This is a genomic window from Ruegeria sp. AL7, from assembly GCF_056536105.1.
This window is the reverse complement of sequence record NZ_JBQFJF010000001.1, coordinates 3,045,045-3,067,322: the sequence shown is the minus strand read 5'-3', so window position 1 is coordinate 3,067,322 and position 22,278 is coordinate 3,045,045. Positions and strand designations below refer to the sequence as shown.

26 protein-coding genes are annotated in these 22,278 nt (G+C 57.1%); 16 read left to right on the top strand and 10 right to left on the bottom strand.

Annotated elements, in window-relative coordinates; genetic code table 11:
- Window positions 1–32 precede the first annotated feature (32 nt).
- The 9 genes from ACR3E2_RS15380 (at window position 33) to ACR3E2_RS15340 (ending at window position 5,783) form a co-directional block, all read left to right on the top strand.
- Complete coding sequence (locus ACR3E2_RS15380) at window positions 33–635, top strand: scavenger receptor class F, member 2 (protein ID WP_480492794.1); 603 nt, start codon at window positions 33–35, stop codon at window positions 633–635.
- Between the two features lie 59 nt (window positions 636–694).
- A complete protein-coding gene (locus tag ACR3E2_RS15375) occupies window positions 695–1,630 on the top strand; it encodes an aspartate carbamoyltransferase catalytic subunit (protein ID WP_209598687.1) in 936 nt (311 codons plus the stop codon).
- Window positions 1,627–2,145, top strand: a complete 519-nt coding sequence (locus tag ACR3E2_RS15370; RefSeq protein ID WP_480483051.1) for a hypothetical protein — start codon at window positions 1,627–1,629, stop codon at window positions 2,143–2,145. Before ACR3E2_RS15375 ends, ACR3E2_RS15370 begins: the two co-directional genes overlap by 4 nt.
- Window positions 2,130–2,516: a hypothetical protein gene (locus ACR3E2_RS15365; protein ID WP_480483049.1), complete on the top strand. Its 387-nt coding sequence runs from the start codon at window positions 2,130–2,132 to the stop codon at window positions 2,514–2,516. Before ACR3E2_RS15370 ends, ACR3E2_RS15365 begins: the two co-directional genes overlap by 16 nt.
- Entirely contained in the window at window positions 2,513–2,965 is a 453-nt protein-coding gene (locus ACR3E2_RS15360) for a hypothetical protein (protein ID WP_480483047.1), read from the top strand. The genes ACR3E2_RS15365 and ACR3E2_RS15360 overlap by 4 nt, the downstream gene beginning before the upstream one ends.
- On the top strand, window positions 2,962–4,242 hold the full coding sequence (pyrC, locus tag ACR3E2_RS15355) for a dihydroorotase (RefSeq protein ID WP_480483045.1): 1,281 nt from the start codon (window positions 2,962–2,964) through the stop codon (window positions 4,240–4,242). Before ACR3E2_RS15360 ends, pyrC begins: the two co-directional genes overlap by 4 nt.
- Window positions 4,242–4,847, top strand: a complete 606-nt coding sequence (gene plsY / locus ACR3E2_RS15350) for a glycerol-3-phosphate 1-O-acyltransferase PlsY (RefSeq protein ID WP_267365533.1) — start codon at window positions 4,242–4,244, stop codon at window positions 4,845–4,847. The genes pyrC and plsY overlap by 1 nt, the downstream gene beginning before the upstream one ends.
- Window positions 4,844–5,113 carry a hypothetical protein gene (locus ACR3E2_RS15345; RefSeq protein ID WP_480483043.1) on the top strand — a complete coding sequence of 90 codons (270 nt, stop codon included), beginning with the start codon at window positions 4,844–4,846 and terminating at the stop codon, window positions 5,111–5,113. Before plsY ends, ACR3E2_RS15345 begins: the two co-directional genes overlap by 4 nt.
- 193 nt (window positions 5,114–5,306) lie before the next feature.
- The gene (locus ACR3E2_RS15340; RefSeq protein ID WP_480483041.1) at window positions 5,307–5,783 is read left to right on the top strand and encodes a YHS domain-containing (seleno)protein; all 477 of its coding nucleotides are present in this window, start codon (window positions 5,307–5,309) and stop codon (window positions 5,781–5,783) included.
- Window positions 5,784–5,911: 128 nt separating this feature from the next.
- Here the strand turns inward: ACR3E2_RS15340 and ACR3E2_RS15335 are convergent, their stop codons facing one another.
- The gene (locus ACR3E2_RS15335; protein ID WP_480483039.1) at window positions 5,912–6,895 is read right to left on the bottom strand and encodes a quinone oxidoreductase family protein; all 984 of its coding nucleotides are present in this window, start codon (window positions 6,893–6,895) and stop codon (window positions 5,912–5,914) included.
- Between the two features lie 193 nt (window positions 6,896–7,088).
- On the opposite strand from ACR3E2_RS15335, the gene ACR3E2_RS15330 reads away from it, so the two are divergent.
- Complete coding sequence (locus ACR3E2_RS15330; protein ID WP_480483037.1) at window positions 7,089–7,946, top strand: DUF2189 domain-containing protein; 858 nt, start codon at window positions 7,089–7,091, stop codon at window positions 7,944–7,946.
- 30 nt (window positions 7,947–7,976) lie between these two features.
- Here the strand turns inward: ACR3E2_RS15330 and ACR3E2_RS15325 are convergent, their stop codons facing one another.
- Window positions 7,977–8,963 (bottom strand): NAD(P)H-quinone oxidoreductase, encoded by a 987-nt coding sequence (locus ACR3E2_RS15325; protein WP_480483035.1) that lies wholly within the window; start codon window positions 8,961–8,963, stop codon window positions 7,977–7,979.
- A gap of 61 nt (window positions 8,964–9,024) precedes the next feature.
- Window positions 9,025–9,717 (bottom strand): COQ9 family protein, encoded by a 693-nt coding sequence (locus tag ACR3E2_RS15320; RefSeq protein ID WP_480483033.1) that lies wholly within the window; start codon window positions 9,715–9,717, stop codon window positions 9,025–9,027.
- A 111-nt stretch (window positions 9,718–9,828) separates the two neighbouring features.
- Here ACR3E2_RS15320 and rpsU point away from each other — a divergent pair, with 111 nt between their 5' ends.
- Together rpsU and ACR3E2_RS15310 are read left to right on the top strand one after the other, a co-directional pair.
- Window positions 9,829–10,035, top strand: a complete 207-nt coding sequence (gene rpsU, locus ACR3E2_RS15315) for a 30S ribosomal protein S21 (RefSeq protein WP_005614280.1) — start codon at window positions 9,829–9,831, stop codon at window positions 10,033–10,035.
- A gap of 297 nt (window positions 10,036–10,332) precedes the next feature.
- On the top strand, window positions 10,333–11,460 hold the full coding sequence (locus ACR3E2_RS15310; protein WP_480483031.1) for a CAP domain-containing protein: 1,128 nt from the start codon (window positions 10,333–10,335) through the stop codon (window positions 11,458–11,460).
- Window positions 11,461–11,508: 48 nt separating this feature from the next.
- Here the strand turns inward: ACR3E2_RS15310 and ppk2 are convergent, their stop codons facing one another.
- Window positions 11,509–12,447, bottom strand: coding sequence for a polyphosphate kinase 2 (gene ppk2 / locus ACR3E2_RS15305; protein ID WP_267365547.1), 939 nt, complete (start codon window positions 12,445–12,447; stop codon window positions 11,509–11,511).
- 252 nt (window positions 12,448–12,699) lie between these two features.
- On the opposite strand from ppk2, the gene ACR3E2_RS15300 reads away from it, so the two are divergent.
- Window positions 12,700–13,539, top strand: a complete 840-nt coding sequence (locus tag ACR3E2_RS15300) for a CPBP family intramembrane glutamic endopeptidase (RefSeq protein WP_480483029.1) — start codon at window positions 12,700–12,702, stop codon at window positions 13,537–13,539.
- A 3-nt stretch (window positions 13,540–13,542) separates the two neighbouring features.
- On the opposite strand, the gene ACR3E2_RS15295 is transcribed toward ACR3E2_RS15300, so the two are convergent.
- A complete protein-coding gene (locus ACR3E2_RS15295; RefSeq protein ID WP_209506641.1) occupies window positions 13,543–14,001 on the bottom strand; it encodes an Lrp/AsnC family transcriptional regulator in 459 nt (152 codons plus the stop codon).
- 135 nt (window positions 14,002–14,136) lie between these two features.
- On the opposite strand from ACR3E2_RS15295, the gene ald reads away from it, so the two are divergent.
- Window positions 14,137–15,255 (top strand): alanine dehydrogenase, encoded by a 1,119-nt coding sequence (ald, locus tag ACR3E2_RS15290; protein WP_209506642.1) that lies wholly within the window; start codon window positions 14,137–14,139, stop codon window positions 15,253–15,255.
- Window positions 15,256–15,416: 161 nt separating this feature from the next.
- Here the strand turns inward: ald and ACR3E2_RS15285 are convergent, their stop codons facing one another.
- The gene (locus tag ACR3E2_RS15285; RefSeq protein ID WP_480483360.1) at window positions 15,417–16,205 is read right to left on the bottom strand and encodes a mechanosensitive ion channel family protein; all 789 of its coding nucleotides are present in this window, start codon (window positions 16,203–16,205) and stop codon (window positions 15,417–15,419) included.
- A gap of 130 nt (window positions 16,206–16,335) precedes the next feature.
- Window positions 16,336–16,764 carry a large conductance mechanosensitive channel protein MscL gene (gene mscL / locus ACR3E2_RS15280; RefSeq protein ID WP_480483027.1) on the bottom strand — a complete coding sequence of 143 codons (429 nt, stop codon included), beginning with the start codon at window positions 16,762–16,764 and terminating at the stop codon, window positions 16,336–16,338.
- 142 nt (window positions 16,765–16,906) lie between these two features.
- On the opposite strand from mscL, the gene ACR3E2_RS15275 reads away from it, so the two are divergent.
- Complete coding sequence (locus ACR3E2_RS15275) at window positions 16,907–17,605, top strand: glutathione S-transferase family protein (RefSeq protein ID WP_480483025.1); 699 nt, start codon at window positions 16,907–16,909, stop codon at window positions 17,603–17,605.
- Window positions 17,606–17,652: 47 nt separating this feature from the next.
- Here the strand turns inward: ACR3E2_RS15275 and ACR3E2_RS15270 are convergent, their stop codons facing one another.
- Together ACR3E2_RS15270 and ACR3E2_RS15265 are read right to left on the bottom strand one after the other, a co-directional pair.
- Window positions 17,653–18,102, bottom strand: coding sequence for a YtoQ family protein (locus ACR3E2_RS15270; protein WP_480483023.1), 450 nt, complete (start codon window positions 18,100–18,102; stop codon window positions 17,653–17,655).
- A 74-nt stretch (window positions 18,103–18,176) separates the two neighbouring features.
- Complete coding sequence (locus tag ACR3E2_RS15265) at window positions 18,177–18,809, bottom strand: methyltransferase domain-containing protein (protein WP_480483021.1); 633 nt, start codon at window positions 18,807–18,809, stop codon at window positions 18,177–18,179.
- An 86-nt stretch (window positions 18,810–18,895) separates the two neighbouring features.
- On the opposite strand from ACR3E2_RS15265, the gene ACR3E2_RS15260 reads away from it, so the two are divergent.
- On the top strand, window positions 18,896–19,780 hold the full coding sequence (locus tag ACR3E2_RS15260; protein WP_480483019.1) for a LysR family transcriptional regulator: 885 nt from the start codon (window positions 18,896–18,898) through the stop codon (window positions 19,778–19,780).
- A gap of 43 nt (window positions 19,781–19,823) precedes the next feature.
- On the opposite strand, the gene pheT is transcribed toward ACR3E2_RS15260, so the two are convergent.
- On the bottom strand, window positions 19,824–22,220 hold the full coding sequence (gene pheT, locus ACR3E2_RS15255; RefSeq protein WP_480483017.1) for a phenylalanine--tRNA ligase subunit beta: 2,397 nt from the start codon (window positions 22,218–22,220) through the stop codon (window positions 19,824–19,826).
- Window positions 22,221–22,278 lie beyond the last annotated feature (58 nt).

The following is a 22,278-nucleotide window of genomic DNA, read 5'->3' as shown; positions in this document are numbered from 1 at the left end:
GCGCCGACCATCAGGGCACGATGCTCAGAACCTTGCGAATCCTCCTGATCGGGCTTGGGCTGGTGCTTACCGGCAATCCGGCATTGGCGACGTTCCACAACGCACAGGGTCAGTGCCGTGCGGGCCAGTTCAAATGCGGCACCACCTGCTGTTCCGGCGGTCAAAGATGCAGCTTTGATGGGCACTGCATACCGCTGGGCGGTACCTATTGCGGTGGCGGGCGCAGCTGCGGCCCGTTTGAACGCTGCGTAGCGGGAGGAGCGCGTTGTGCACCCGCAGGCGTGAACAAATGCACATCGCGTCTGGATTGCCCCGGTGACAGTTTTTGCAATGGGCGCGGCGAATGTGAACGGATCACACCAGATCCGGGTACAGCCCCTCCTACGATATGCGAGGATGGCCGCACTTGTGCGCGCGGCTCGTCCTGTCTGCCGGGTGGGGGGTGTTCCCGTCCGGGATGGTTCCTGTGCGAAGAAACAGACTCGCAGTGCCGTCCGGGATTCAAATGCTCGGACCATCAGGGTTGCGTGCCGATCAAAGCCATCGACTGCGGATACGGCAAATGGTGCAAACCAGGTGAACAATGTCTGCCCGAAGGCGGCTGCGAAAAACTGTCAGAGGGTTCTGATCCTTAGGTTGCTTTGCACCGCGTGGCTTTCTATAAGCGGCCCGATTGTCAGACAGGAGCCCGCCCATGCGTTTCGCCCATCGTCACCTTCTTGGCATCGAGCATCTGTCGCAATCCGATATCACCGAAATTCTCGATCTGGCCGAAACCTATGTCGACATGAACCGCCAGTCGACCAAGCATTCGGATGTGTTGTCGGGGCTCACCCAGATCAACATGTTCTTTGAAAACTCGACCCGAACGCAAGCAAGCTTCGAACTGGCTGGCAAGCGTCTGGGTGCAGATGTGATGAACATGGCGATGCAGGCCAGTTCGATCAAAAAGGGCGAGACGCTGATCGACACTGCGCTGACCCTGAACGCGATGCATCCCGACCTTTTGGTGGTGCGTCACCCGCATTCGGGCGCGGTCGACCTGCTGGCGCAAAAGGTCAACTGCGCTGTTCTGAACGCAGGCGACGGGCGGCATGAACATCCGACACAAGCTTTGCTGGACGCGCTGACGATCCGCCGCGCCAAAGGTCGCCTGCACCGTCTGAACATCGCCATTTGCGGCGATGTCGCGCACTCTCGTGTTGCTCGATCCAATTTGATCCTGCTGGGCAAGATGGAAAACCGCATTCGTCTGATCGGCCCGCCCACACTCGTGCCGTCGCAATTCGCCGAGTTTGGGGCCGAGGTATATGACGACATGAACGAAGGCCTCAAAGACGTCGATGTGGTCATGATGCTGCGCCTTCAGAAAGAACGAATGGATGGGGGCTTCATCCCGTCAGAACGCGAATACTACCACCGTTATGGCCTGAATGTGGAAAAGCTGGCGCTGGCCAAGCCCGATGCCATCGTCATGCACCCCGGCCCGATGAACCGGGGGGTTGAGATCGACGGAACCCTGGCTGATGACATCAATCGATCCGTCATACAGGAGCAGGTGGAGATGGGGGTCGCTGTCCGCATGGCCGCCATGGACCTTCTGGCCCGAAACCTGCGCGAGGTTGCATGAGCAATCTGACCGTCGCCCCTCATGAACGCGGCGTCCTGCGCCTGTTGACGCTGGACATGCGCCCGGAAGAGGCGAAGTTCCTGCGCGAACCGGGGGCTGCCGAACAGGTGCTTGGCGTCGACGGGCTGGACCCCGAGCACATCGACATCTTTCCGGTATCCGACCTCGAAGAACTTGGGCTTTACGGCTATCTGAACGAAGGGTGCGGCGTGTCAGAAGATCAGTTGGACCGTGCCGCGCTGGCGCAGATCGGCGGATGGGTCATGGTTCTGCGCAGCGCGGCGTTCAAGAACCGGGCCACGACCCTTGAACCCGATCCCCGGCTTCACATGATCGGTCTTTTCACGGAAGAGGCGACCAATTGGACCGGCGGAACGATTGAGACCGAAAGCGCCAAGCCTTTCTCGGCCCCGCAAACCGCGCCGGTTGACAACAAACCGCTCCGCATAGGCTCGGCTGTTATGGCATTGGTAGTACTTTTGATCACCGGAGGGATTCTATGGCTGATCCTGTAGTCTTTGCCCCGGACAAGGGCGCGTATATCCGCACCAATGCATGGCTTGCGGCGGCTGCCATGGCCGGTGCAATGGCTGTGTTGTGGTTGACCGGCAACTCTTATGTCTGGACCGGAGCACCTGCCGGCCTCGCCGCAATTGGCATCCGCGCGTGGTATCTGGCATCGGAAGAACTGGCCGCTAACTGGGAGATGACCGAAACTTTGTTGACCGGTCCCGGCCCACGCAAAGTACCGTTGAATCAGGTCGAGGCGGTTAAAACCATGGGCAGTTTCGTACAAGTCGTTACCAAGGGTGGCGATAAACACCTGATCAAGTATCAGGCCGATCCCGCCGCCACGAAGGCCGCCATCGAAAGGGCCGTTGGATGACTGGTGAGTGGTGGCGGGAAAAAATACCAGAGGGTGAGGAGGTATTATGGTATCAGCGCCCGGAGCAAGGGTTTTTCCCTTTGCGATATGGTTGGTTCTACAAGATAGCAGCCGGTCTGATTGCATTGATTTGGCTGGCAAGCCCTTGGATGATTGAGACGGCTGGAGATTTTTTGAAGATTTTTGTCTGTTCGGTTGGATTTGTCTTCTTCGTTTGGGCTGATCGATTCATTCGCGCACAACGTGTCTATGTTGTGACCTCGCAAAAAGCGTGGGAGATAAACAAAGACCTGAAGTCGAAATATCTGAAAATCGACCGATTTCTGAACTTCTCTTGCCACCGACGACGAGTGACTTTTGACCGCCACCCGTTTTTTTCGTTCGATCATCTATCTGACCCGGATGCCGCATTGATGGCGCTGAAGCAAGCCCGAAAGACCGCACAATGACTTCTGTTCTTTTCACCAACGCACGCCTGATCGATCCCGAAGCCGGAACAGAGTCTACTGGCTGGTTGCAGGTGAACGATGGCCGGATTAGCGCCCGAGGCGAAGGAAGCGCGCCGAGTACTGAGGGGCATATCGTAGATTGCAACGGCAAGTGCCTCGCCCCTGGCATCATCGATATTGGCGTCAAAGTCTGTGAACCCGGTGAACGTCATAAGGAAAGCTATCGGTCAGCAGGACTTGCTGCCGCGGCTGGTGGTGTCACGACGATTGTCACCCGACCGGATACTCTGCCAGCAGTCGACACACCGGAAACGCTGGAATTCGCGACACGCCGGGCGCAGGCCGATGCGCCGGTCAATGTTCTGCCGATGGCTGCCCTGACCAAAGGACGCGAAGGGCGCGAGATGACCGAGATCGGGTTTCTGATGGACGCGGGCGCGATCGCCTTCACCGATTGCGATCACGTCATCACCAATACCAAGGTGTTTTCCCGCGCCCTGACCTATGCGAAGTCCTGTGGCGCGCTTGTGATAGCCCACCCGCAAGAACCAGGGCTGAGCGCCGGGGCCGCAGCGACCAGCGGCAAGTTTGCGGCATTGCGCGGCCTGCCCGCAGTATCACCGACGGCAGAGCGGATGGGGCTGGACCGCGACATTGCCCTGCTGGAGATGACCGGCGCCACCTATCACGCCGACCAGATCACGACGGCCCGCGCGCTGCCTGCATTGGAACGCGCCAAGCGCAATGGGCTGGATATAACCGCAGGGACGTCGATCCACCACCTGACGTTGAACGAGCTTGACGTGGCCGACTATCGCACCTTCTTTAAGGTCAAGCCGCCGCTGCGATCAGAAGATGACAGGCAGGCGGTTATCGAAGCCGTTCGCACCGGGCTGATCGATATCATCAGCTCGATGCACACCCCTCAGGACGAAGAAAGCAAACGCCTGCCGTTTGAAGAAGCGGCCTCGGGTGCAGTCGCGCTGGAAACGCTTCTGCCCGCGGCCTTGCGCCTGTACCACGCAGGCCAGCTGGATCTGCCGACGCTGTTTCGGGCCATGGCCCTCAACCCGGCCAAACGGCTTGGCCTGGACACCGGTCGCCTGTCGCAAGGCGCACCAGCGGATCTGGTTCTGTTCGACCCGGATGTGCCTTTTGTGCTTGATCGGTTTGCACTAAAATCAAAATCTCAGAACACTCCATTTGACGGCCAGCGGATGCAAGGTAAGGTCATTTCGACTTATGTGGCAGGTAATGAAGTGTTCCGGAGACCCTGATGCCCCCAATCGACAACTCGACTAGCGAACTGCTCCAATGGGCGGTCGTTGGATACCTGATGGGCTCCATTCCCTTCGGCTTGTTGCTTGCCAAGATCATGGGGCTGGGAAATCTGCGCGAGATCGGGTCCGGGAATATCGGGGCGACAAATGTCCTGCGCACCGGCAACAAGGCCGCTGCGGCACTGACCTTGCTGTTTGACGCAGGCAAGGGGGCGGCGGCCGTTCTGATCGCACGCGCATATGCGGGTGAAGATGCAGCCCAGGTTGCCGCTCTTATGGCGTTTCTAGGCCATTGCTTTCCGGTTTGGCTGAGCTTCAAGGGTGGCAAGGGCGTGGCAACCTTTCTGGGGCTTTGGCTGGCACTGGACTGGCGCATCGGTGTTGCCTGCTGCCTGACCTGGCTGGTCGCGGCGGCAATCTGGCGGATATCCTCGGTTGGCGCATTGGCTGCGGCCGCGCTGTCAACGACTTGGGTGTTGTTGCTGTCAAACGGGACTACATTTATCCTTGGGATAATTCTGACACTTCTTGTCTACTGGCGGCACAGCTCGAACGTCGCGCGGATCAAGGCCGGAACGGAACCCAGAATCGGAAAGCCGTGATCGCGCCAGACGGGTTTCTGTATGCCCTTTTTGCACTGCCCTTGGGCAGTTTCACCGGAACCTCCGGCGGTCGGCGCTATGTTGTTGTGCGTCAACGAATGGCGGGTGGTAAATCCCACAAGCTGGTTGCGCACGAACTGGGCGGAGCCGACTATATCAGCCTGAACCTGTATCAGACCATGGGCAGCGGCGCGTTGCTAAGACCCTGTGAAATGTCCGCATGCAAAGTCATCGCATTTGTCCTGAACCTAAGGCCGGATGCCTGAGGCGAGATCGGCAAAAAAGAACAGTGGCTCTATCACCTGCGCACAATCACAAATCATTGTTTTGAACGTGATCAGCCCGCTTCCCAAATCGCTATCGTGACGGTCAATTACGGGCCGCACAGGACAACAATCTGGGCCTTACGGCGGCAATTTTCGCGGTGTCGAACGGGCTCTTTTCACGAAAGGTGAAGCAATGAACAAGTTTAGATCTCTGATCAGTGGCGTGGCACTGTCTGTCACATTGGCAACCTCCGCGCTGGCGGCTGGCGTTGAAATCAACGCAAGCTCGACCGGTCTGGCCATGCAGGGTTATGACCCGGTGGCGTACTTCACCGCTGGCGAGGCAACCAAAGGCGACTACCGCATCACTGCGTTGCACGATGAGGCACTGTACCGGTTCTCGTCGGAAGAAAACAAAGTAGCCTTTGAAGCCAACCCCGAAGCATACCTGCCCGCATATGGTGGCTATTGTGCCTTCGGCGCGGCCATGGGCTTTAAATTCGACGGCGACCCGAACCACTGGAAGATCGTCGACAACAAACTGTACCTGAACCTGTCCAAAGACATTCAGGAGCGCTGGGAAGGCGACATCCCGGGTTTCATCGAAAGCGCGAGCGCAAACTGGGAAACGATTGCTGAAAAATCTCCCGCAGAGCTGCAATCGCAGTAAAACCTGATTTTTTTCAGGCACAGCGGCGGCGGTTTTTCCGCCGCCGTATGTCATTGAAGACCTCTTGTCCTTCCCATCCGGCGCATCAAGTATCCCAATTCTAAGGGCAATGGCGTTTCGGTACTGCGTTACAGGTCCAGAATTGTGCTGCCGGTCGTTTGCCGCGCCTCAAGCGCGCGATGCGCATCAGCAACCTGATCCAAGGCAAAGCGCTGATCGACATGGATTTTGACCTCACCCCCCTCGACTTTGCCAAACAGGCGACGCGACATTGCCTGACACACCGCATGGTCCGCGATATGTGTAAACAACGTGGGCCGGGTGATCTTGAGCGAACCTTTCTGGCCCAGAATCCCAAGGTTGAACGGTGGAACCGGGCCCGAGGCGTTGCCGAAGGAAATCATCATGCCCAGCGGTTTCAGGCAATCCAGTGATCCTTCGAACGTGTCCGCCCCAACCGAATCCATCACCACGTCTACGCCCTGACCCTTTGTAATCTCAGCCACACGTTCGGCGAAATTCTCGGACCTGTAATTGATGCAATGCGCGGCCCCGTTAAACCGGGCAAGGCTGCATTTTTCGTCACTCCCCGCCGTTCCGATCAAGGTGATGCCTTCGGATTTAGCCCATTGGCATGCAATCAACCCGACCCCGCCAGCTGCCGCATGGAACAGAACCGTATCGCCCCGCTTCAATGGTGTGGTCCGGTGAAACAGGTATTCAACTGTCAGACCTTTCAGCATCATCGCTGCGCCGGCTTCGAATGTGATGCCATCCGGTAGCGGGCAAACCTGCGCTGCGGGCATCACACGCGCCTCGCAATATGCACCGGGCGGGGCTGCGGCGTAAGCGGCCCGCTGCCCCGGCTGAAGATGCGTTACCCCTTCCCCAACCGCTTCAACGGTACCCGCCGCTTCCATGCCTAAAGCATGTGGAAGATCAAGGGGATACAGGCCGGTGCGTTGATATACATCGATGAAGTTCAACCCGCAGGCCTGATGCCGAATACGTATCTCACCCGGACCGGGGTCGCCCACTGGCCTGTCTTCGATCCGCAGAACCTCAGGCCCACCAAATTCATGAATCACAACCGTTTTCGCTGTTTGCTGCATCCTGACCTCCTCTTGCCTGCCATCAAGCTAACATGACTGTGACACAGGGCAATCCGTCCGATGCCGGAGTATTGATCCAGATTTCGTAAATTTATGTTATACTGAGGTATGGCGTTGCCGGTTGGACCGGCCACGGGCAACTGAATGCCGGATCCGTTCCGCGGCGCAAGTCTCGCCAGGGAAGGGTGAAGAAATGGCTAAGACAATCGGAAATCCGATCAGCTGGGCAGCCCAGGCACTGGGCGCCACAAGTGACCACGTCACCGAAAGCGTCTCGCAACTTGGCAGTGCAGATCCAACGCAAGTGCCAATGGTGCAGACCTTGACCCTGCAAGACCTACGGGCCTGCCTGAGGGCGGGGTATCAGGATTTTCTCGAAACCCGGGCGGATGTCGTATTCATTGTCCTGGTTTATCCGATCGCCGGGCTTTTGATGTTCGGCTTTGCCCTGAATGCCAATCTGGTTCCGCTTCTGGCCCCTCTGGTCGCAGGCTTCGCGCTGATCGGGCCTGTTGCGGCCGTGGGCCTCTATGAGATCAGCCGTAAGCGTGAACAGGGCAGCGAGGTTCACTGGCTGGACGCATTTGGTGTATTCCGCTCGCCGTCATTTGGAGCAATTCTGGTTTTGGGGTTTTACCTTGTGATGCTGCTGCTGCTTTGGCTGATGGTCGCGCAAAGCATTCACACCTACACGATGGGCCCCGAGGTTCCTGCGTCGCTCAGCGTATTTGCCACGCAGGTGTTTACGACCTCTGCGGGCTGGACGATGGTCATTGTCGGAACCGCAGTTGGGTTTGTTTTTGCCCTTTGCGCTTTGGCGATTAGCGTCGTCAGTTTTCCCTTGCTGCTGGACCGCAAAGTGGGCCTGCCGGTTGCCGTTGTGACATCATTCAGGGTGCTGCGTCACAACCCCGGAGTCACTCTAACCTGGGGGTTAATTGTAGCGGTGCTTTTGTTTCTGGGGGCTTTGCCACTGCTGCTAGGTCTTATCGTGGTGATGCCCGTTCTGGGTCATGCCACGTGGCATCTGTATCGCCGCGCCGTTGCGTGAACGCGCGGGACACGCCCGCGCATTCTAAACTCAACCCGCAATCTTCAGAACAATCTTGCCAATATGGCCCGAGCTTTCCATGCGCGCGTGGGCTGCGGCGGCCTCGGTCAGATCAAACTCGCTGTCCATCACGGGCGCAACTTTTCCGGCATCCAACAGAGGCCAGACAGCTTCGCGCAGGTCCTGCGCGATTTGCGCCTTGGCCAGATCACTTTGTGGGCGCAAGGTGCTGCCGGTCAGGGTCAGGCGCTTGACCATCATCAGGGCAAAGTTCAGCTCGACCACCGGGCCTTGCAGAAACGCGATTTGCACCAGCCGCCCATCTTCGGCCAGAGCCTTGACGTTGCGGGGGATGTAATCACCGCCAACCATATCAAGGATCAGGTTTGCCCCACCTTCGGCGCGCATGGCTGCTACGAAATCCTCGTTTCGATAGTTGATCGCCTTTTCCGCGCCCAGCTTGACGCAAGCCTCACATTTCTCATCCGACCCAGCCGTGGCAAAAACGCGCGCGCCAAAGGCATTGGCCAGTTGGATTGCCGTCGTACCAATCCCACTGGACCCACCGTGAACCAAAAAGCGTTCACCTGCCTTCAACCCGCCACGCATGAACACGTTGGACCAGACTGTAAAGAATGTCTCGGGCAGACACGCTGCCTCTTTCATTCCCATACCTGCAGGCACTGGCAAACAATGGGCCGCTGGGGTCGAAACGTATTCCGCATATCCTCCGCCCGGCAGCAGTGCGCAGACCCGATCGCCGACAGACAGTCCTTCAACCCCCGCACCAACTGAAACCACTTCGCCCGAAGCCTCAAGCCCCGGCAGGTCGCTGGCACCCGGCGGAGGATCGTAAGCGCCCGCGCGTTGCAAAGCGTCGGGGCGGTTCACCCCGGCATAGGCCACTTTCAATACAACCTGTCCGGCCCCCGGCTTAGGGATATGGCGTTCGGTCAGCTGCAAAACATCGGGACCACCCGGTTGAGTGATCTCAACAGCACGCATCATTTGGGTCATAGGCACCTCCTTTGCCCAATGCCTAACAGGCATCAGAGGCAAGGCCCAGCACCAAGACGCGTTACTTTCTGGGGTTCAACATGCCTGGCAGATCACCCCGCATCTTGGACGGTGCCCTCACCTGACCCGCCAGCCAGTTCGGAACTGCAAGAAAGGGTTTCAACACCGGGTTGTCACGCACCTGAGCCTTGAGCTTTTCGAACTCCATGACATTTGCGATCCGGCGATCCAGAAACTCCCACGTGCGCTGATGGTTCGGGCTGTCATCGCCCAGCCAGAACAGCAAGGTCGAGGAATAGACCCCCGACAAGGTTGCCCGTTTGGTGTACCAGTTCACATCTTCTGACGTATCGCCCAGCGTGTCCCAGATCAGATCGCAGGTCTGCCATAACGCCTTGGCCCCATCGGCCGCATATGCTGGCAGGGAAAACAGCGTCATGCCCCGGCGCACCAGCTCTTTGTCTTCAACAGCCTGCAACCGGAACCTGACCGCAGCGGCAATCTTATCGCGGAATTTTAGACCGCTCATGTCCTCGGACCTGAGGCGGTCCAGCATCACCTGATCGCCGCGCGCATGAAAGGCCAGTGCCAGATCAACCGCCCCGCGCGGGCAAATTGCACGTGCCAAACCGTCATCCAGACCACAATCGGAAACCGAGGCGCGAAAGCTGGTTTCCGACCAGCCGTCGAAAGGAACATGATTCAGCATCGCGTCCAAAAGCTGCCGTTTTGCATCTTCATATGTTGTGGTCATGACGGTTCTCCGGTTGTCAGGTCCAGTACTAGACAAGTTAGGGCGGCTTTGCTATACGGCCAACTCCTGCAATTTCCTTGCAACTCTATCTAGAAAGGTGGTGACAACCACATGCAGGTTAGTGTTCGCGACAATAACGTCGATCAGGCGCTTCGTGCCCTGAAGAAAAAGCTGCAGCGCGAAGGCGTGTTCCGTGAAATGAAGCTCAAGCAACATTTCGAGAAACCGTCCGAGAAGAAAGCGCGCGAGAAAGCTGAAGCGATTCGCCGTGCCCGTAAACTGGCGCGCAAGAAAGCCCAGCGCGAAGGTCTGCTCTGAGATCTTTGATTTCGTCCAGCTTTGGATGACACTATTTGACGACCCCCGAGGCATGGCCCGGGGGTTTGTCGTTTCAGGGCTCGGATACAATCCGCCGACTCGTGGTTCAGGTTGTGCGGCAAGCTGCCATTTCCGTACAGGCAGTGTTTTGCCCGGCGCTTTGCAGCGCAGCGAATCTCGTCTCGGTAGCATCGGGCCGCCAAAACTCGCCTGAATTGCGCCGCCCTCTATCACCCGCGACGTCCCCGCCTCTAAGTGAGCCCGTCCGCAAGGACACAAACACAAACGGAGGCAAATATGTCGACTGCAAGTACAAACGAACGCGAGATGCTGGCGCTGATAAACCAGGAGCGCACGTCCCGCGGTCTCAACCCGCTGCAACTTGAAACGCAGCTGAACGACTCGTCCGAAGATCACAGCACCTGGATGCTGAATACAGACACCTTCAGCCACACCGGTTCAGGCGGTTCCAGCGCAACCCAGCGGATGCAAAACGCGGGGTTCGATCTTGAAGGAAGCTGGCGCACCGGGGAAAACATCGCATGGCAGTCCGAACGCGGCGCGCCGGGTATCAGCGACGATGTCGCCCAGTTGCATCAAAACCTGATGAACAGTCCGGGTCACCGCGCCAATATCCTAAACCCGGATTTCAAATATATCGGGATCGGGATCGAAGCCGGTGACATGCAGGGCTTCGATGCGGTGATGGTTACGCAAAACTTTGCCGCAACCGACGCGGCTGTCATGCTGGACAACGGCAATACAAACGCGCCGCCCGTTCCCCCGACAACACCGGATGAAGTTGCAGAGCCCGAGGAACCGGAAACCGAAACCCCAGATACTGACGTCACCGAGACCGAGGAGCCTGGGACTGAGACCCCCGAAACCGAGGAGCCGACACCCGAGACACCGGACACCGACGTCACAGAGACGGAAGAACCGGACCCCGAAACGCCTGATACCGACGTCACTGAGACCGAAGAACCGGAACCTGAAACCCCCGGTACCGAGGAACCAACACCCGAAACACCGGACACTGACGTAACCGAAGCTGAAGAACCGGAACCTGAAGCGCCCGATACTGACGTAACCGAAACCGGGGAACCGCAACCTGAAACACCCGATACCGAAGTCGTGGATGGCGGTGAGCCGGAAGCCTTCTGCTTTGACATTCAGGCCTTTCTGGATGAAATCGCCAGCTTCCTTGAAAACCTGCAAGCGCAGTTAGACGAGTTTGATTGGGCCGACGACATGAATGACGGCACTGATGTGGCAGATGTCGACGACGTCGATATCATGCCGACCCTAGATACCACCCCGGAGACCGAGATTGAGCCTGTCGACACCGAAACAGCCGAAGACGATGGCTGCGATGTCTTCATGATCAATATCTTCACCCATGACTGCATGATGGATGCAGCCTGATCACTTGAAATTGTGCGAGGTCGGCCCTGCCGGCCTCGCATGCGTTACTCAGTAAATCTTTGGGACGTAAAGCTCGTCTGGCAAAACCCGCCGCTCGTATTCAGGATTGTACCGACGGTCCGGCAAATTGACCTTTTCCTGTGGCACGTCTTCGTAGGGGATTCTGGTCAACAGATGCTCAATACAATTCAGACGTTCGCGTTTCTTGTCATTGCCCTCAACGATATACCACGGCGCTTCGGGTATGTTGGTTCGGAACAACATGTCTTCCTTGGCCTTCGTATACGCCTCCCAGCGAATACGGGATTCAAGATCCATCGGTGACAGTTTCCACTGTTTCATCGGGTCGTGAATACGCATGAGGAACCGCAGTTGCTGCTCTTCATCCGTGATCGAAAACCAGTATTTCAGCAGAATGATCCCTGACCGCACCAGCATCCGTTCAAATTCGGGAACGTCCTGAAAGAACTGTTCGACCTGATCCTCGGACGCAAAGCCCATCACCCGTTCAACCCCCGCCCTGTTGTACCACGAGCGGTCGAACAACACGATTTCACCAGCCGCAGGCAGATGCGGCACGTAGCGTTGAAAGTACCATTGGCTCTGCTCGCGGCGACTGGGGGCAGGCAGAGCGACCACACGGGCGACACGGGGGTTCAGGCGCTGCGTGATCCGTTTGATCACGCCCCCCTTGCCCGCACTATCACGGCCTTCAAACAGGATACAAACCTTGGCGCCAGTGTGCTGAACCCAATCCTGCACCTTGATCAACTCGGCCTGCAACCGCAGCAGGTTTCGGAAATAGACTTTGCGATCCAGCATTTCAGGGTGCTGGTCCCGATAGATTTTGCGGACTTCCATCGACAGCATAGGCTCGCTGAACTCGATTTCGAAATCTTCATCCAGCGTGTCTTCCAATTCGGCCTCAAGCCAGTTCTTGGTGCCCCCATCGTTCTCGTAAGCCAAGATCAGCTCCTTCTCAGTCATCGGGTTCGAACCATATCGGGCCTGTGTAACCGCCTGATGTCATCAGATAAATCGAAGCCGATCCGTTGCAGCAGTCTCTATCGGAAATCAGGGTCTGGACGGGTATATGGTCTTTTACCCGAATGTGTACGTCTGGCCCAAAGGATACAAGCACAAGAATTGACACAAGGCGCCAATCGCGCGCTTTCAGGTTGCTTGCATTGCCTTGTTTTTGTGCGGCATGACTGGGTCCACAATTCAGACGAGAACGCCGTGACGTATTTCTTTTCGACATTGCCGGTCACATGGCCCTGGCTGATCTTGATCACAGCGCAAGTCGCGGCGATGGGGCGACGATCCGGACTTGCGTTTGCCCTGCTGATTCTGTTCGTCAGTGTCGCCTCGGTTACCGGGCTGATGTCACCGACAGCAATCGTGGCGGTGGCGCTTGGTCTGATCGTGGCCTTCTTCCTCCCACGCCAGACAGGTCTGCTGGCTATTGCGGGGCATACGCTGTTGATCCTGTGGTGCCTGGCATTGGGGGCACATCTGTTGCCAGGATTCAACAATTTGAAACTGCTGGATCAGGTGCAGGCAAGTGTCTCCAGCGCAAGCTTCACACTGCATCTGAACTTGGACAAACCCATGGTCTTCTTTGCCGTTCTTCTGGCTTGGCCCGGAATGCTGAACAGCGCAATCCAGACCAGAATAAGACCTTTGCTAACGGGTTTGCTGATTTTACCCGGCCTGTTTCTGCTGGGTCTATCGCTGGGCGCGGTGCGCGTGGACCTCTCAGCCCCTTATTGGTGGTTGGTTTTTTGCCTGTCCAACCTGTTTCTGACTTGTCTTACGGAAGAGGCGTTCTTTCGCGGCTACTTGCAGTCGGCCATTACCTTGCGCCTTGGGGCAACAGGCGGTCTGGTCGCTGCCAGCCTGCTCTTTGGATTGGCGCATATCGGCGGAGGACCCGCGCTTGTGGTATTCGCATCCCTTCTCGGGCTGGGGTGCGGGTTGGGATATTTTGCAACCGGTCGGCTTTGGGTGCCTGTTGCGATGCATTTCGGGTTCAATCTGACCCACCTGCTGCTGTTCACCTATCCCGGCCCGTTATGACGGTCAGACCGGCAAGGCCGTGGTCTTGAACACGGTACGCAGCGCAAATGAACTTTGCATCTGCGCCACCCCAGGCAAGCGCGACAAGTATTGCCGGTGGATACGCGCGAAATCTTCTGTGTTTTCCGCCACGACCTTCAGAATGTAGTCTGCGGTTCCGGCCATCAGATGGCACTCCAGCACATCTGGTATTCGGGCCACCGCCTTTTCGAACACATCCAGAACCTCTTCGGCCTGGCCTTGTAGCGTGATCTCGACAAAGACGGTGGTAGGCACGTTCATTTTCCGCGCATCCAGCAGAGCCACGTAGTTGCGGATATAGCCGTCAACCTCCAACCGTTGAACGCGGCGGTGGCACGCAGACGGAGACAGGTTGACCTGTTCAGACAGTTCCGAATTCGACATCCGGCCATTCTTCTGAAGTGCGGCCAGAATCTTTCGATCAGTCGTGTCTAGGCTCATTCCTGCAATTCCTTTGCGAGTTTTCCGGATAGTACGGGAAATTCTTCCAAAGAAAAGTCCGTTGGCACGTTTTCTTTCACAGAAATTGCGCGGCAAAATGCACATAATTTAAGCAGCTTGTGAACGGAGAGCCCAATGAAAATCGGTTGCCCCAAGGAAATCAAACCTCAGGAATTTCGCGTCGGGATGACGCCCAATGCCGCTCAGGAAGCGGTCGCACGCGGACACCAAGTCCTGATCGAATCCGGTGCAGGCATCGGCGCAGGTTTCGACAACGACGCCTATGTCGCCGCTGGTGCGCAAATTATTGACACCGCGGAAGAGGTGTTTGCCACCGCTGACATGATCGTCAAGGTCAAGGAACCGCAGGCTGTGGAACGCAAGATGCTGCGTGAAGGACAGTTGCTGTTCACCTATCTGCACCTGGCTCCGGACCCGGATCAGACGCATGACCTGCTGGAGTCGGGCTGTACCGCAATCGCCTATGAGACCGTAACGGATGCCAACGGCGGTCTGCCGCTGCTGGCACCTATGTCCGAGGTCGCGGGTCGTCTGGCCCCTCAGGTCGGATCCTGGACCCTGCAGAAGGCCAATGGCGGCCGTGGGGTTCTGATGGGTGGCGTTCCCGGCGTCGGCCCGGCCAAAGTGGTTGTGATTGGCGGCGGTGTCGTAGGGACACACGCGGCCAAGATTGCCGCCGGAATGGGGGCTGATGTCACCGTTCTGGATCGGTCGCTGCCGCGTCTGCGCTACTTGGACGATGTCTTTGGCGGAACTTTCAAGAACCAGTATTCGACAGCAGGTGCGACCGCTGAACTGATCCAGGACGCCGATATGGTCATCGGTGCTGTTCTGATCCCCGGCGCAGCCGCACCAAAACTGGTGTCGCGTGCTCAGCTGTCGACGATGAAACCCGGCGCAGTACTGGTGGATGTCGCCATCGACCAAGGCGGTTGCTTTGAGACGTCAAAAGCCACCACCCATGCCGACCCCATCTACGATGTCGATGGCATCATGCATTACTGCGTTGCCAACATGCCGGGTGCTGTCGCGCGCACTTCGACCATCGCACTGGGCAATGCCACAATGCCGTTCATGTTGTCGTTGGCCGACAAAGGATGGAAACAGGCATGTCAGGACGATCCGCACCTGATGGAAGGTCTGAACGTTCATGCTGGCAAACTGACATACTATGCCGTTGGCAAGGCCCTTGGCATCGATGTTGTTTCGCCAAATGTGGTGGTCAAATCGTAAGTACCTCCACTCCTGAAGTTGCCTGTTGATGGCAATTTTCAAGATGGCGCGGTCGGTATCGAACCGACGGCTTTCACAAAAAAGGGCACCGCGTTTCTGCGCGGTGCCCTTTTCAACACGCGGAAGGGATGAATGCTCGCCCACACAATGAGCGCCAGCTGTCACCCCTGTTTTTGAATTTCGACCGAATGCGGATACGGAATCGAAACACCTTTGGCGTCAAACGCCTCTTTAACCGCCTTCGTAAGCTCGAACTTGACGTCCCAGTAATCGGCTGCCGCACACCATAGCCGCGCAGTCAGATCGACTGAGCTGTCGCCCAGATTCGTGACCCGCACCCAGGGTTCAGGATCGCTGTGAATGCGCTGGTCGGCCTTGGCCACATCCAGAATGATCTGCATGGCGGTATCTGCGCTGTCCCCGTAATCAATTCCAAACACCAGATCGACACGACGTGTGTCGTGGGCTGAATAATTGGTTATGATCGACCCCCATGCCTGACCGTTTGGAACAATGATCTGCACGTTGTCGGGAGTCACAAGCTCGGTCGTGAACAGGCTCAGATCCATAACGGTTCCTGCCGTGCCACCGATATCCACATACTGTCCAAGCTTGTAGGGTCGGAAAACCACCAACATCACACCGGCCGCAAGATCACTCAGTGTACCCTGAAGTGCCAACCCAACAGCCAGTGACGCAGCGCCCAGAATGGCGACGATACTGGTGGCTTCTATCCCGAAGATCCCCAGAACTGCGACCAGAACTATGGCCAGAATTGCCCACTTGATCACACTGGCGGCAAAATTTCCGAGTGTCGGGTCGATCTGCGGCGTTCTGTTGATCCGGCGGCGTACAACACCCGCGATCATTCGGGCGGCGATCCAACCCAGAACAAGAACGATCAGAGCCTTCGCTGCATTCAAGGCAATGGGCAAGTATTGATTGGCCATACCAATCGCCTGCTCAGCCAAGTCGGCGGTTTGTTCCATCTCGAATTTCCTCGTGTTTTCTGTTCGTCAATTCTAATAAAACAGGCTCCGCGATTGGTGCGGAGCCCGATGTCGCAACGAAACGACAGATCTACTTCTTCAAAGCGTCCCGGATTTCCATCAGGATGTCCAGTTCGCTGGGACCTGCGGGTGCCTCTTCAACCGCTTCTTCCTCTGCTTCGGCAGCGTCTTTGACCTTGTTCACCATTTTTACCAACATGAAGACGACCCAGGCGATGATCAGGAAATTGATGATCGCCATAATAAAGGCACCATAGGCAAAGACGGATGCGCCTGCTTCACGTGCCGCTTCAAGGCTGGCACCTTCGGCCACGTCGCCTGCAAGAACGGCGTAATTGTTCGTAAAGTCGATACCCCCTGTGAACAATCCAATAAGCGGATTGATCAGATCGCCCACCAACGAGGTAACAATTGCGGTAAACGCGGCACCGATAATGATACCAACCGCCATGTCCATGACATTGCCCTTGGCAATGAATGTCTTGAATTCTTCCAGCATAGCATCCCTCTTGTTTTCTAAGACCACGCTTCTGTTCACGCATGAGCGCATAGGAATTGTGCGTTAAACGCATGAATAAGGGTATGTTTTTTAGGGGAAAGCCACCCTATTTTTCCCCAAATGGCATTTCTCAGGAGTTACCATGTCTCAACTTGCGCCTTTTTTCGTAACCGACAGATGGCCTGCAAAAGATCCCAAGGTCCTTCAACTCTACTCCTATCCAACGCCAAACGGCGTCAAAGCCTCGATCATGCTTGAGGAAACCGGCCTGCCCTATGAGGCGCATCTGGTGACCCTGGCAGACTCGGATGTCAAAAGTCCCGAGTTCCTGTCGCTGAACCCGAACAACAAGATCCCGGCGATAATCGACCCCAACGGACCCGACGGTGCACCGCTGGCCCTGTTCGAAAGCGGTGCAATCCTGCTGTATCTGGCCGAGAAAACGGGCAAGTTCCTTGGCCAAACCGCAGCAGACAAGCACCGGATCACCCAATGGCTGATGTTTCAGATGGGCGGCATCGGGCCAATGTTTGGCCAGCTCGGGTTTTTCTACAAATTCGCTGGCAGCGCGATAGAAGATCCGCGCCCGCGCGAGCGTTACATCAACGAAGCCAAGCGCCTGCTGAACGTGGTGAATACGCAACTGGAAGGACAAGACTGGATCGCGGGCGAATATTCCATCGCGGATATCGCGCTTGCCCCGTGGCTGAATGCACTGGATTTCTATGGCGCGAAGGATGTGGTTGATTGGGACGGCTATTCCAATGTCGTCGCTTACGTTGATCGTTTCTTCCAACGCCCAGCGGTTCAGCGCGGCAAAGCCATACCGGCACGAGACTGATAACAGTTGAAAGAAAGGGGGCGCCAAACCGGCGCCCCTTTTATCGATCAGCCGGGCAGAGCGCCTGTCAGCACGTAACGCAGAATTTCGACCACCTGAGCGGGTTCTTCCGCCACGGCCAGTGCGGCGGCATCAACTTCTTTCAGCGCGTGCTGGTGATCCGGGCCGTGCAGAACGATGATAGACTTGCCCAGTGCTGCAGCGTAACCCGCGTCAAAGGCAGCGTTCCACTGTTTGTACTTGTCACCAAACCTGACGACGACAACATCCGCATCCGCAATCCCCTTGCGTGTTCGGATCGCATTGACCATCGCTCCCTTGTGGTCGTGCCAATACTTGTTCGGCTCGGCCCCCAGAATGGCCACACCACAATCATCACTGGCCGTGTGATCGGTAACGGGGCTGTTGAAGGTCACGTCCAACCCTTGCGCTCCATCGATGATCTGTTCACGCCAGTCGGTGTGGATTTCTCCGGAAAGATAAACGTTCAGGCCCATGGCAAACTCCGATGTTGTTCCCGCCCAATTTAAGGGTTCCACACCCAAAGCCCAACGCGGATTTCGGAAAAACCTTACATTTTACGAGCCACTAGGAATCGGCGGGCGTCACGTATTGGGAAACTGTCGCTCTCGATGATGCTGAACCCGGCGCGTTCAAGGGCCGCATCAAGATCCGCCTCAGACAGGAATTGCACAAACGGAGCCTTACCAAAGAACTGCATGATCGGAAGCGCGAGACGAATAGCGTAATACTTCAGGCTCGCCGCGCTGGACGGCCGGCAAAAAGTTTTCGAAATAAACAGTCCGCCGGGTTTAAGGACCGAATGTATTTGGCTCAAAGTCAGATCCAGATCTTCGACCAGATGCAAAAGGTTGAATGCCAGCGCCGCATCAAATGAACCCTCAGGCGGTCGATTTGCATCAGCCTCGGCAAAGGTGACGTTTTCGATGCTTTGCGAAGCGGCGTTTCGACGTCCAACGGCCAACATACCGGGGGACACGTCGGTTGCAGTGATAGATCCTACATATCCGGACAGCTTCAGAGCAGTCATGCCTGTGCCGCACCCAAGTTCCAGAACATCATCGGATTTCTTCAGGTAAGACGCTGTCCGTTCCAGCGTGTGCTCGTACGAAGCCATGTCTTTGATGGGCGAGCGGGCATATTTCTCGGCCACTCCATCCCAGAATTTCGCAGTGGTGGTCATTGAGGAGTCTCCTTTCGGCGAGAATTTATTCATGCGCAGACCGAATATAAATTGCCGAAATTTGCAGGTTTACTATACATTTTTGTATGAATGAGTTTGGCGATTTTGATTGGAACCACATCCGGTCCTTTCTGGCGACGGCTGAAACCGGGTCATTTTCCGCAGCGGCACGGCAGCTACGGCAAACCCAGCCTACGCTGAGTCGTCAGATAGCGGCGCTTGAACAGGACTTGGGCGTGATGCTGTTTGAACGGGCTGGCAGAACTCTTGAGATCACTCAGGCCGGATTGGAGCTGCTGGATCATACTCGCAAAATGGGGGACGCCGCCAACCGCATCGCGCTGACGGCGTCCGGACAGGCACAATCCATTGAAGGCCGGGTTCGCATCACCGCCAGTGACGTGATGTCGGCCTATGTCTTGCCCGACCTGCTGCGCGAAATCCGGGCGCAAGCCCCGCGCCTGCGGATTGACGTGATTGCCTCAAACGATATTCAGGATCTTATGCGGCGCGAGGCAGATATCGCGATCCGCCATGTCCGTCCTGATCAACCCGACCTAATCGCGAAGCTGGTACAGGAGGCGTCGGGGCATTTCTATGCAACCACAGAGTATCTCAACCGTGCGGGACGCCCGAAATCAAAGCAGGACCTTTCACGGCATGAGTTCATCAGCTTTGGCGACAACAATCAGATGATCGCCTATCTGAAGCCGCTTGGCATTCACCTGACCAACGAGAATTTCCGGCTTGGGTCTCAGAACGGAATAGTGGCTTGGGAATACGCCAAACAAGGCTTTGGCATAGCGCCCATGTCGCAGACCGTCGGTGATGCGGCACCAGGTATGGAGCGTGTGTGCCCCGGGATGGAGGCTATCACATTTCCGATCTGGTTGACCACGCATCGCGAGTTGCACACCAGCCGCCGCATCCGGCTGGTCTATGACTTACTGACCAAGTTCCTGTCCAAATAAAAAACGCGCCCGAAGGCGCGCTTTCCATTGGAGCCTCAGAGCTCTAACCGCGAAGGACCCCACCCGTCGCCTTGGCAACCTTGGCAATGATCTTCTCGGCCACAGCTTCGATGTCTTTTTCCTTCAGAGTCGCCTCGGTCGGTTGCAGGCGCACTGTAATGGCAAGGGACTTTTTGCCTTCGCCAAGGCTGCCGCCGATGAATTCGTCAAAGACACGCACGCCCTCAATCAGTGCCTTGTCAGCGCCTGCGGCTGCGTTTACCAGCGTCAGCGCTTCGACATCGGCATCGACGACAAAAGCAAAATCACGCTCGACCGCCTGCAAGTCGCGCAGTTCCAGCGCAGCGCGGGTGGCACCGGATTTGCGGGGCAAAGGCACTTCGTCCGGCCAGATGGTGAATGCCATTGCCGGACCTTTTATGTCCATGGCCTGCAAAATGCGTGGGTGCAGCTCTCCGAAGACACCCAGTACTTTTTTCGGGCCCAGACAGATTTTGCCATGACGACCCGGATGCCACCATGGATCGCCGTCGCGCAGAATCTGAACCTTTTCGGGCGCGCCAATGGCGGCCAGAACAGCCTCGACGTCTGCCTTGGCGTCGAACACGTCCACTGGGCGCGCAGCACCGTGCACATCCTTGGGGCCAGAACGTCCTACCAGCAGGCCGGTGATCTGGGTTTTCTGATCACCCGGCTCGCCATTGTGAAAGACCGGACCGACCTCGAACAGGGCGACGTCCGCGAATCCGCGCGCCTGATTGCGGGCGGCAGCCTGCAACAGGCCGGGCAGCAGATCGGGGCGCATATGGCTCATCTCGGATGAGATCGGGTTTTCCAGCATGGTCGTAGTATCGCCACCACCGAACAAAGCCGCCGAAGCCTGATCAATGAACGTATAACTGACGCATTCGTTATAACCCAGCGCCGCGCAGGTACGGCGCGCCATGGACTGACGGCGCTGCGCCGGGGTCATCACCGGTTTCGGTATCCCCTCGGTCACGCGCGGCAACGGCCGGCCTTGCAGCTTGGTCAAGGAAGCAATCCGCGCGACCTCTTCCACCAGATCAGCCTCGCCCAGGATATCCGGGCGCCAGCTGGGGACATGGGCCATCTCGCCTTCCAGACGAAAGCCCAGACGGGTCAGGGTCTGTCGCTGTTCGCTTTCGGGAATATCCATCCCGACCAGAGACTGCACCCTTTCCGCATTCAGCTTGTAGGCGCGCGCATGGTTCGGCGCTTTGCCAGCCTCAACCACGTTGGAGGCTTCTCCGCCGCAGATATCCAGAATCATCTGGGTCGCGTGTTCCAGCCCCTCGCGGGTGTATTCCGGGTCAACACCGCGCTCGAACCGATAGCGCGCGTCGGAATTGATCTTGAGCGCACGGCCTGTGAGCGCGATTTGCACATGATCCCAGAACGCGCTTTCGAGGAAAACGTTTACCGTTTCCTCGGTACATCCGGTTTCCTCACCGCCCATGATGCCCGCAATCGATTCCGGGCCTTTGTCATCCGAAATCACCAACATTCCGGGTTGCAGCGTGTATTCTTTTTCATCCAGCGCGACCAGCGTCTCTCCGCCTTTGGCGCGGTGCACCCGCAGGTTGCCCTGCACCTTGTCGGCGTCGAACACGTGCAACGGGCGGTTGTGATCGTAGGTCATGTAATTGGTGATATCCACCAGCGCCGAGATCGGACGCAGACCTATGGCCTTCAACTGATCCTGCAGCCATTGCGGGCTGGGGCCATTCTTCACGCCACGGATCAGACGACCGGTGAAATGCGGCGCTCCGTCCAGCGTGTCTTCTTCGATTGACACCTTGATCGGACACTCGAAATCACCCGGAACAGGCGTATAATCACGCTGCTTCAACGTGCCAATTCCACGCGCGGCCAGATCGCGCGCAATCCCTTCAACCCCCAGCGCATCCGGACGGTTCGGAGTGATCGCGATTTCGATCATCGGGTCGACTTTGGATGGGTCGTTTTCTGCAAGCCAGTCCACGAATGTATCACCCACTTCGCCCGAGGGCAGTTCGATGATGCCGTCATGTTCATCCGACAGCTCCAGCTCACGCTCGGACGCCATCATGCCAAAGCTCTCGATACCGCGGATCTTGCCGACGCTGATGGTCAGGTCCAGGCCAGGGATGTACATGCCCGGTTTGCAGACCACGACGGTGATCCCTTCACGCGCATTGGGCGCACCGCAGATGATCTGTAGCTCGCCCTCGTCCGTATCGACCTTGCAAACGCGCAGCTTGTCTGCGTCGGGGTGTTTTTCGGCGTGTTTCACATAGCCCAGTGTAAAACCTGCCAGCCGTTCGGCCGGGTTCACGATCTCTTCGACCTCAAGCCCGAGATCGGTCAGCGCCTCGGCGATTTCATCAACCGAAGCATCAGTGTCGAGGTGGTCTTTCAGCCAGGACAGAGTGAATTTCATTGCACGGGGCCTTTTTTGGCAAACATCCAGTCGGCACAGGCAATGGCAAAGAATGCGC

Excerpts from the sequence above, each read along its gene's own strand:
- ACR3E2_RS15375 (WP_209598687.1), top strand. The coding sequence starts at position 695 with ATGCGTTTCGCCCATCGTCACCTTCTTGGCATCGAGCATCTGTCGCAA.
- ald (WP_209506642.1), top strand. The coding sequence starts at position 14,137 with ATGAAAATCGGTTGCCCCAAGGAAATCAAACCTCAGGAATTTCGCGTC.
- ACR3E2_RS15320 (WP_480483033.1), bottom strand. The coding sequence starts at position 9,717 with ATGACCACAACATATGAAGATGCAAAACGGCAGCTTTTGGACGCGATG.
- pyrC (WP_480483045.1), top strand. The coding sequence starts at position 2,962 with ATGACTTCTGTTCTTTTCACCAACGCACGCCTGATCGATCCCGAAGCC.
- ppk2 (WP_267365547.1), bottom strand. The coding sequence starts at position 12,447 with ATGACTGAGAAGGAGCTGATCTTGGCTTACGAGAACGATGGGGGCACC.
- ACR3E2_RS15335 (WP_480483039.1), bottom strand. The coding sequence starts at position 6,895 with ATGCAGCAAACAGCGAAAACGGTTGTGATTCATGAATTTGGTGGGCCT.
- ACR3E2_RS15275 (WP_480483025.1), top strand. The coding sequence starts at position 16,907 with ATGTCTCAACTTGCGCCTTTTTTCGTAACCGACAGATGGCCTGCAAAA.
- ACR3E2_RS15365 (WP_480483049.1), top strand. The coding sequence starts at position 2,130 with ATGGCTGATCCTGTAGTCTTTGCCCCGGACAAGGGCGCGTATATCCGC.
- ACR3E2_RS15310 (WP_480483031.1), top strand. The coding sequence starts at position 10,333 with ATGTCGACTGCAAGTACAAACGAACGCGAGATGCTGGCGCTGATAAAC.
- ACR3E2_RS15260 (WP_480483019.1), top strand. The coding sequence starts at position 18,896 with ATGAATGAGTTTGGCGATTTTGATTGGAACCACATCCGGTCCTTTCTG.
- ACR3E2_RS15295 (WP_209506641.1), bottom strand. The coding sequence starts at position 14,001 with ATGAGCCTAGACACGACTGATCGAAAGATTCTGGCCGCACTTCAGAAG.
- ACR3E2_RS15360 (WP_480483047.1), top strand. The coding sequence starts at position 2,513 with ATGACTGGTGAGTGGTGGCGGGAAAAAATACCAGAGGGTGAGGAGGTA.
- ACR3E2_RS15325 (WP_480483035.1), bottom strand. The coding sequence starts at position 8,963 with ATGACCCAAATGATGCGTGCTGTTGAGATCACTCAACCGGGTGGTCCC.
- ACR3E2_RS15370 (WP_480483051.1), top strand. The coding sequence starts at position 1,627 with ATGAGCAATCTGACCGTCGCCCCTCATGAACGCGGCGTCCTGCGCCTG.
- mscL (WP_480483027.1), bottom strand. The coding sequence starts at position 16,764 with ATGCTGGAAGAATTCAAGACATTCATTGCCAAGGGCAATGTCATGGAC.
- ACR3E2_RS15270 (WP_480483023.1), bottom strand. The coding sequence starts at position 18,102 with ATGGGCCTGAACGTTTATCTTTCCGGAGAAATCCACACCGACTGGCGT.
- ACR3E2_RS15330 (WP_480483037.1), top strand. The coding sequence starts at position 7,089 with ATGGCTAAGACAATCGGAAATCCGATCAGCTGGGCAGCCCAGGCACTG.
- plsY (WP_267365533.1), top strand. The coding sequence starts at position 4,242 with ATGCCCCCAATCGACAACTCGACTAGCGAACTGCTCCAATGGGCGGTC.
- ACR3E2_RS15285 (WP_480483360.1), bottom strand. The coding sequence starts at position 16,205 with ATGGCCAATCAATACTTGCCCATTGCCTTGAATGCAGCGAAGGCTCTG.
- ACR3E2_RS15265 (WP_480483021.1), bottom strand. The coding sequence starts at position 18,809 with ATGACCACCACTGCGAAATTCTGGGATGGAGTGGCCGAGAAATATGCC.
- rpsU (WP_005614280.1), top strand. The coding sequence starts at position 9,829 with ATGCAGGTTAGTGTTCGCGACAATAACGTCGATCAGGCGCTTCGTGCC.
- pheT (WP_480483017.1), bottom strand. The coding sequence starts at position 22,220 with ATGAAATTCACTCTGTCCTGGCTGAAAGACCACCTCGACACTGATGCT.
- ACR3E2_RS15340 (WP_480483041.1), top strand. The coding sequence starts at position 5,307 with ATGAACAAGTTTAGATCTCTGATCAGTGGCGTGGCACTGTCTGTCACA.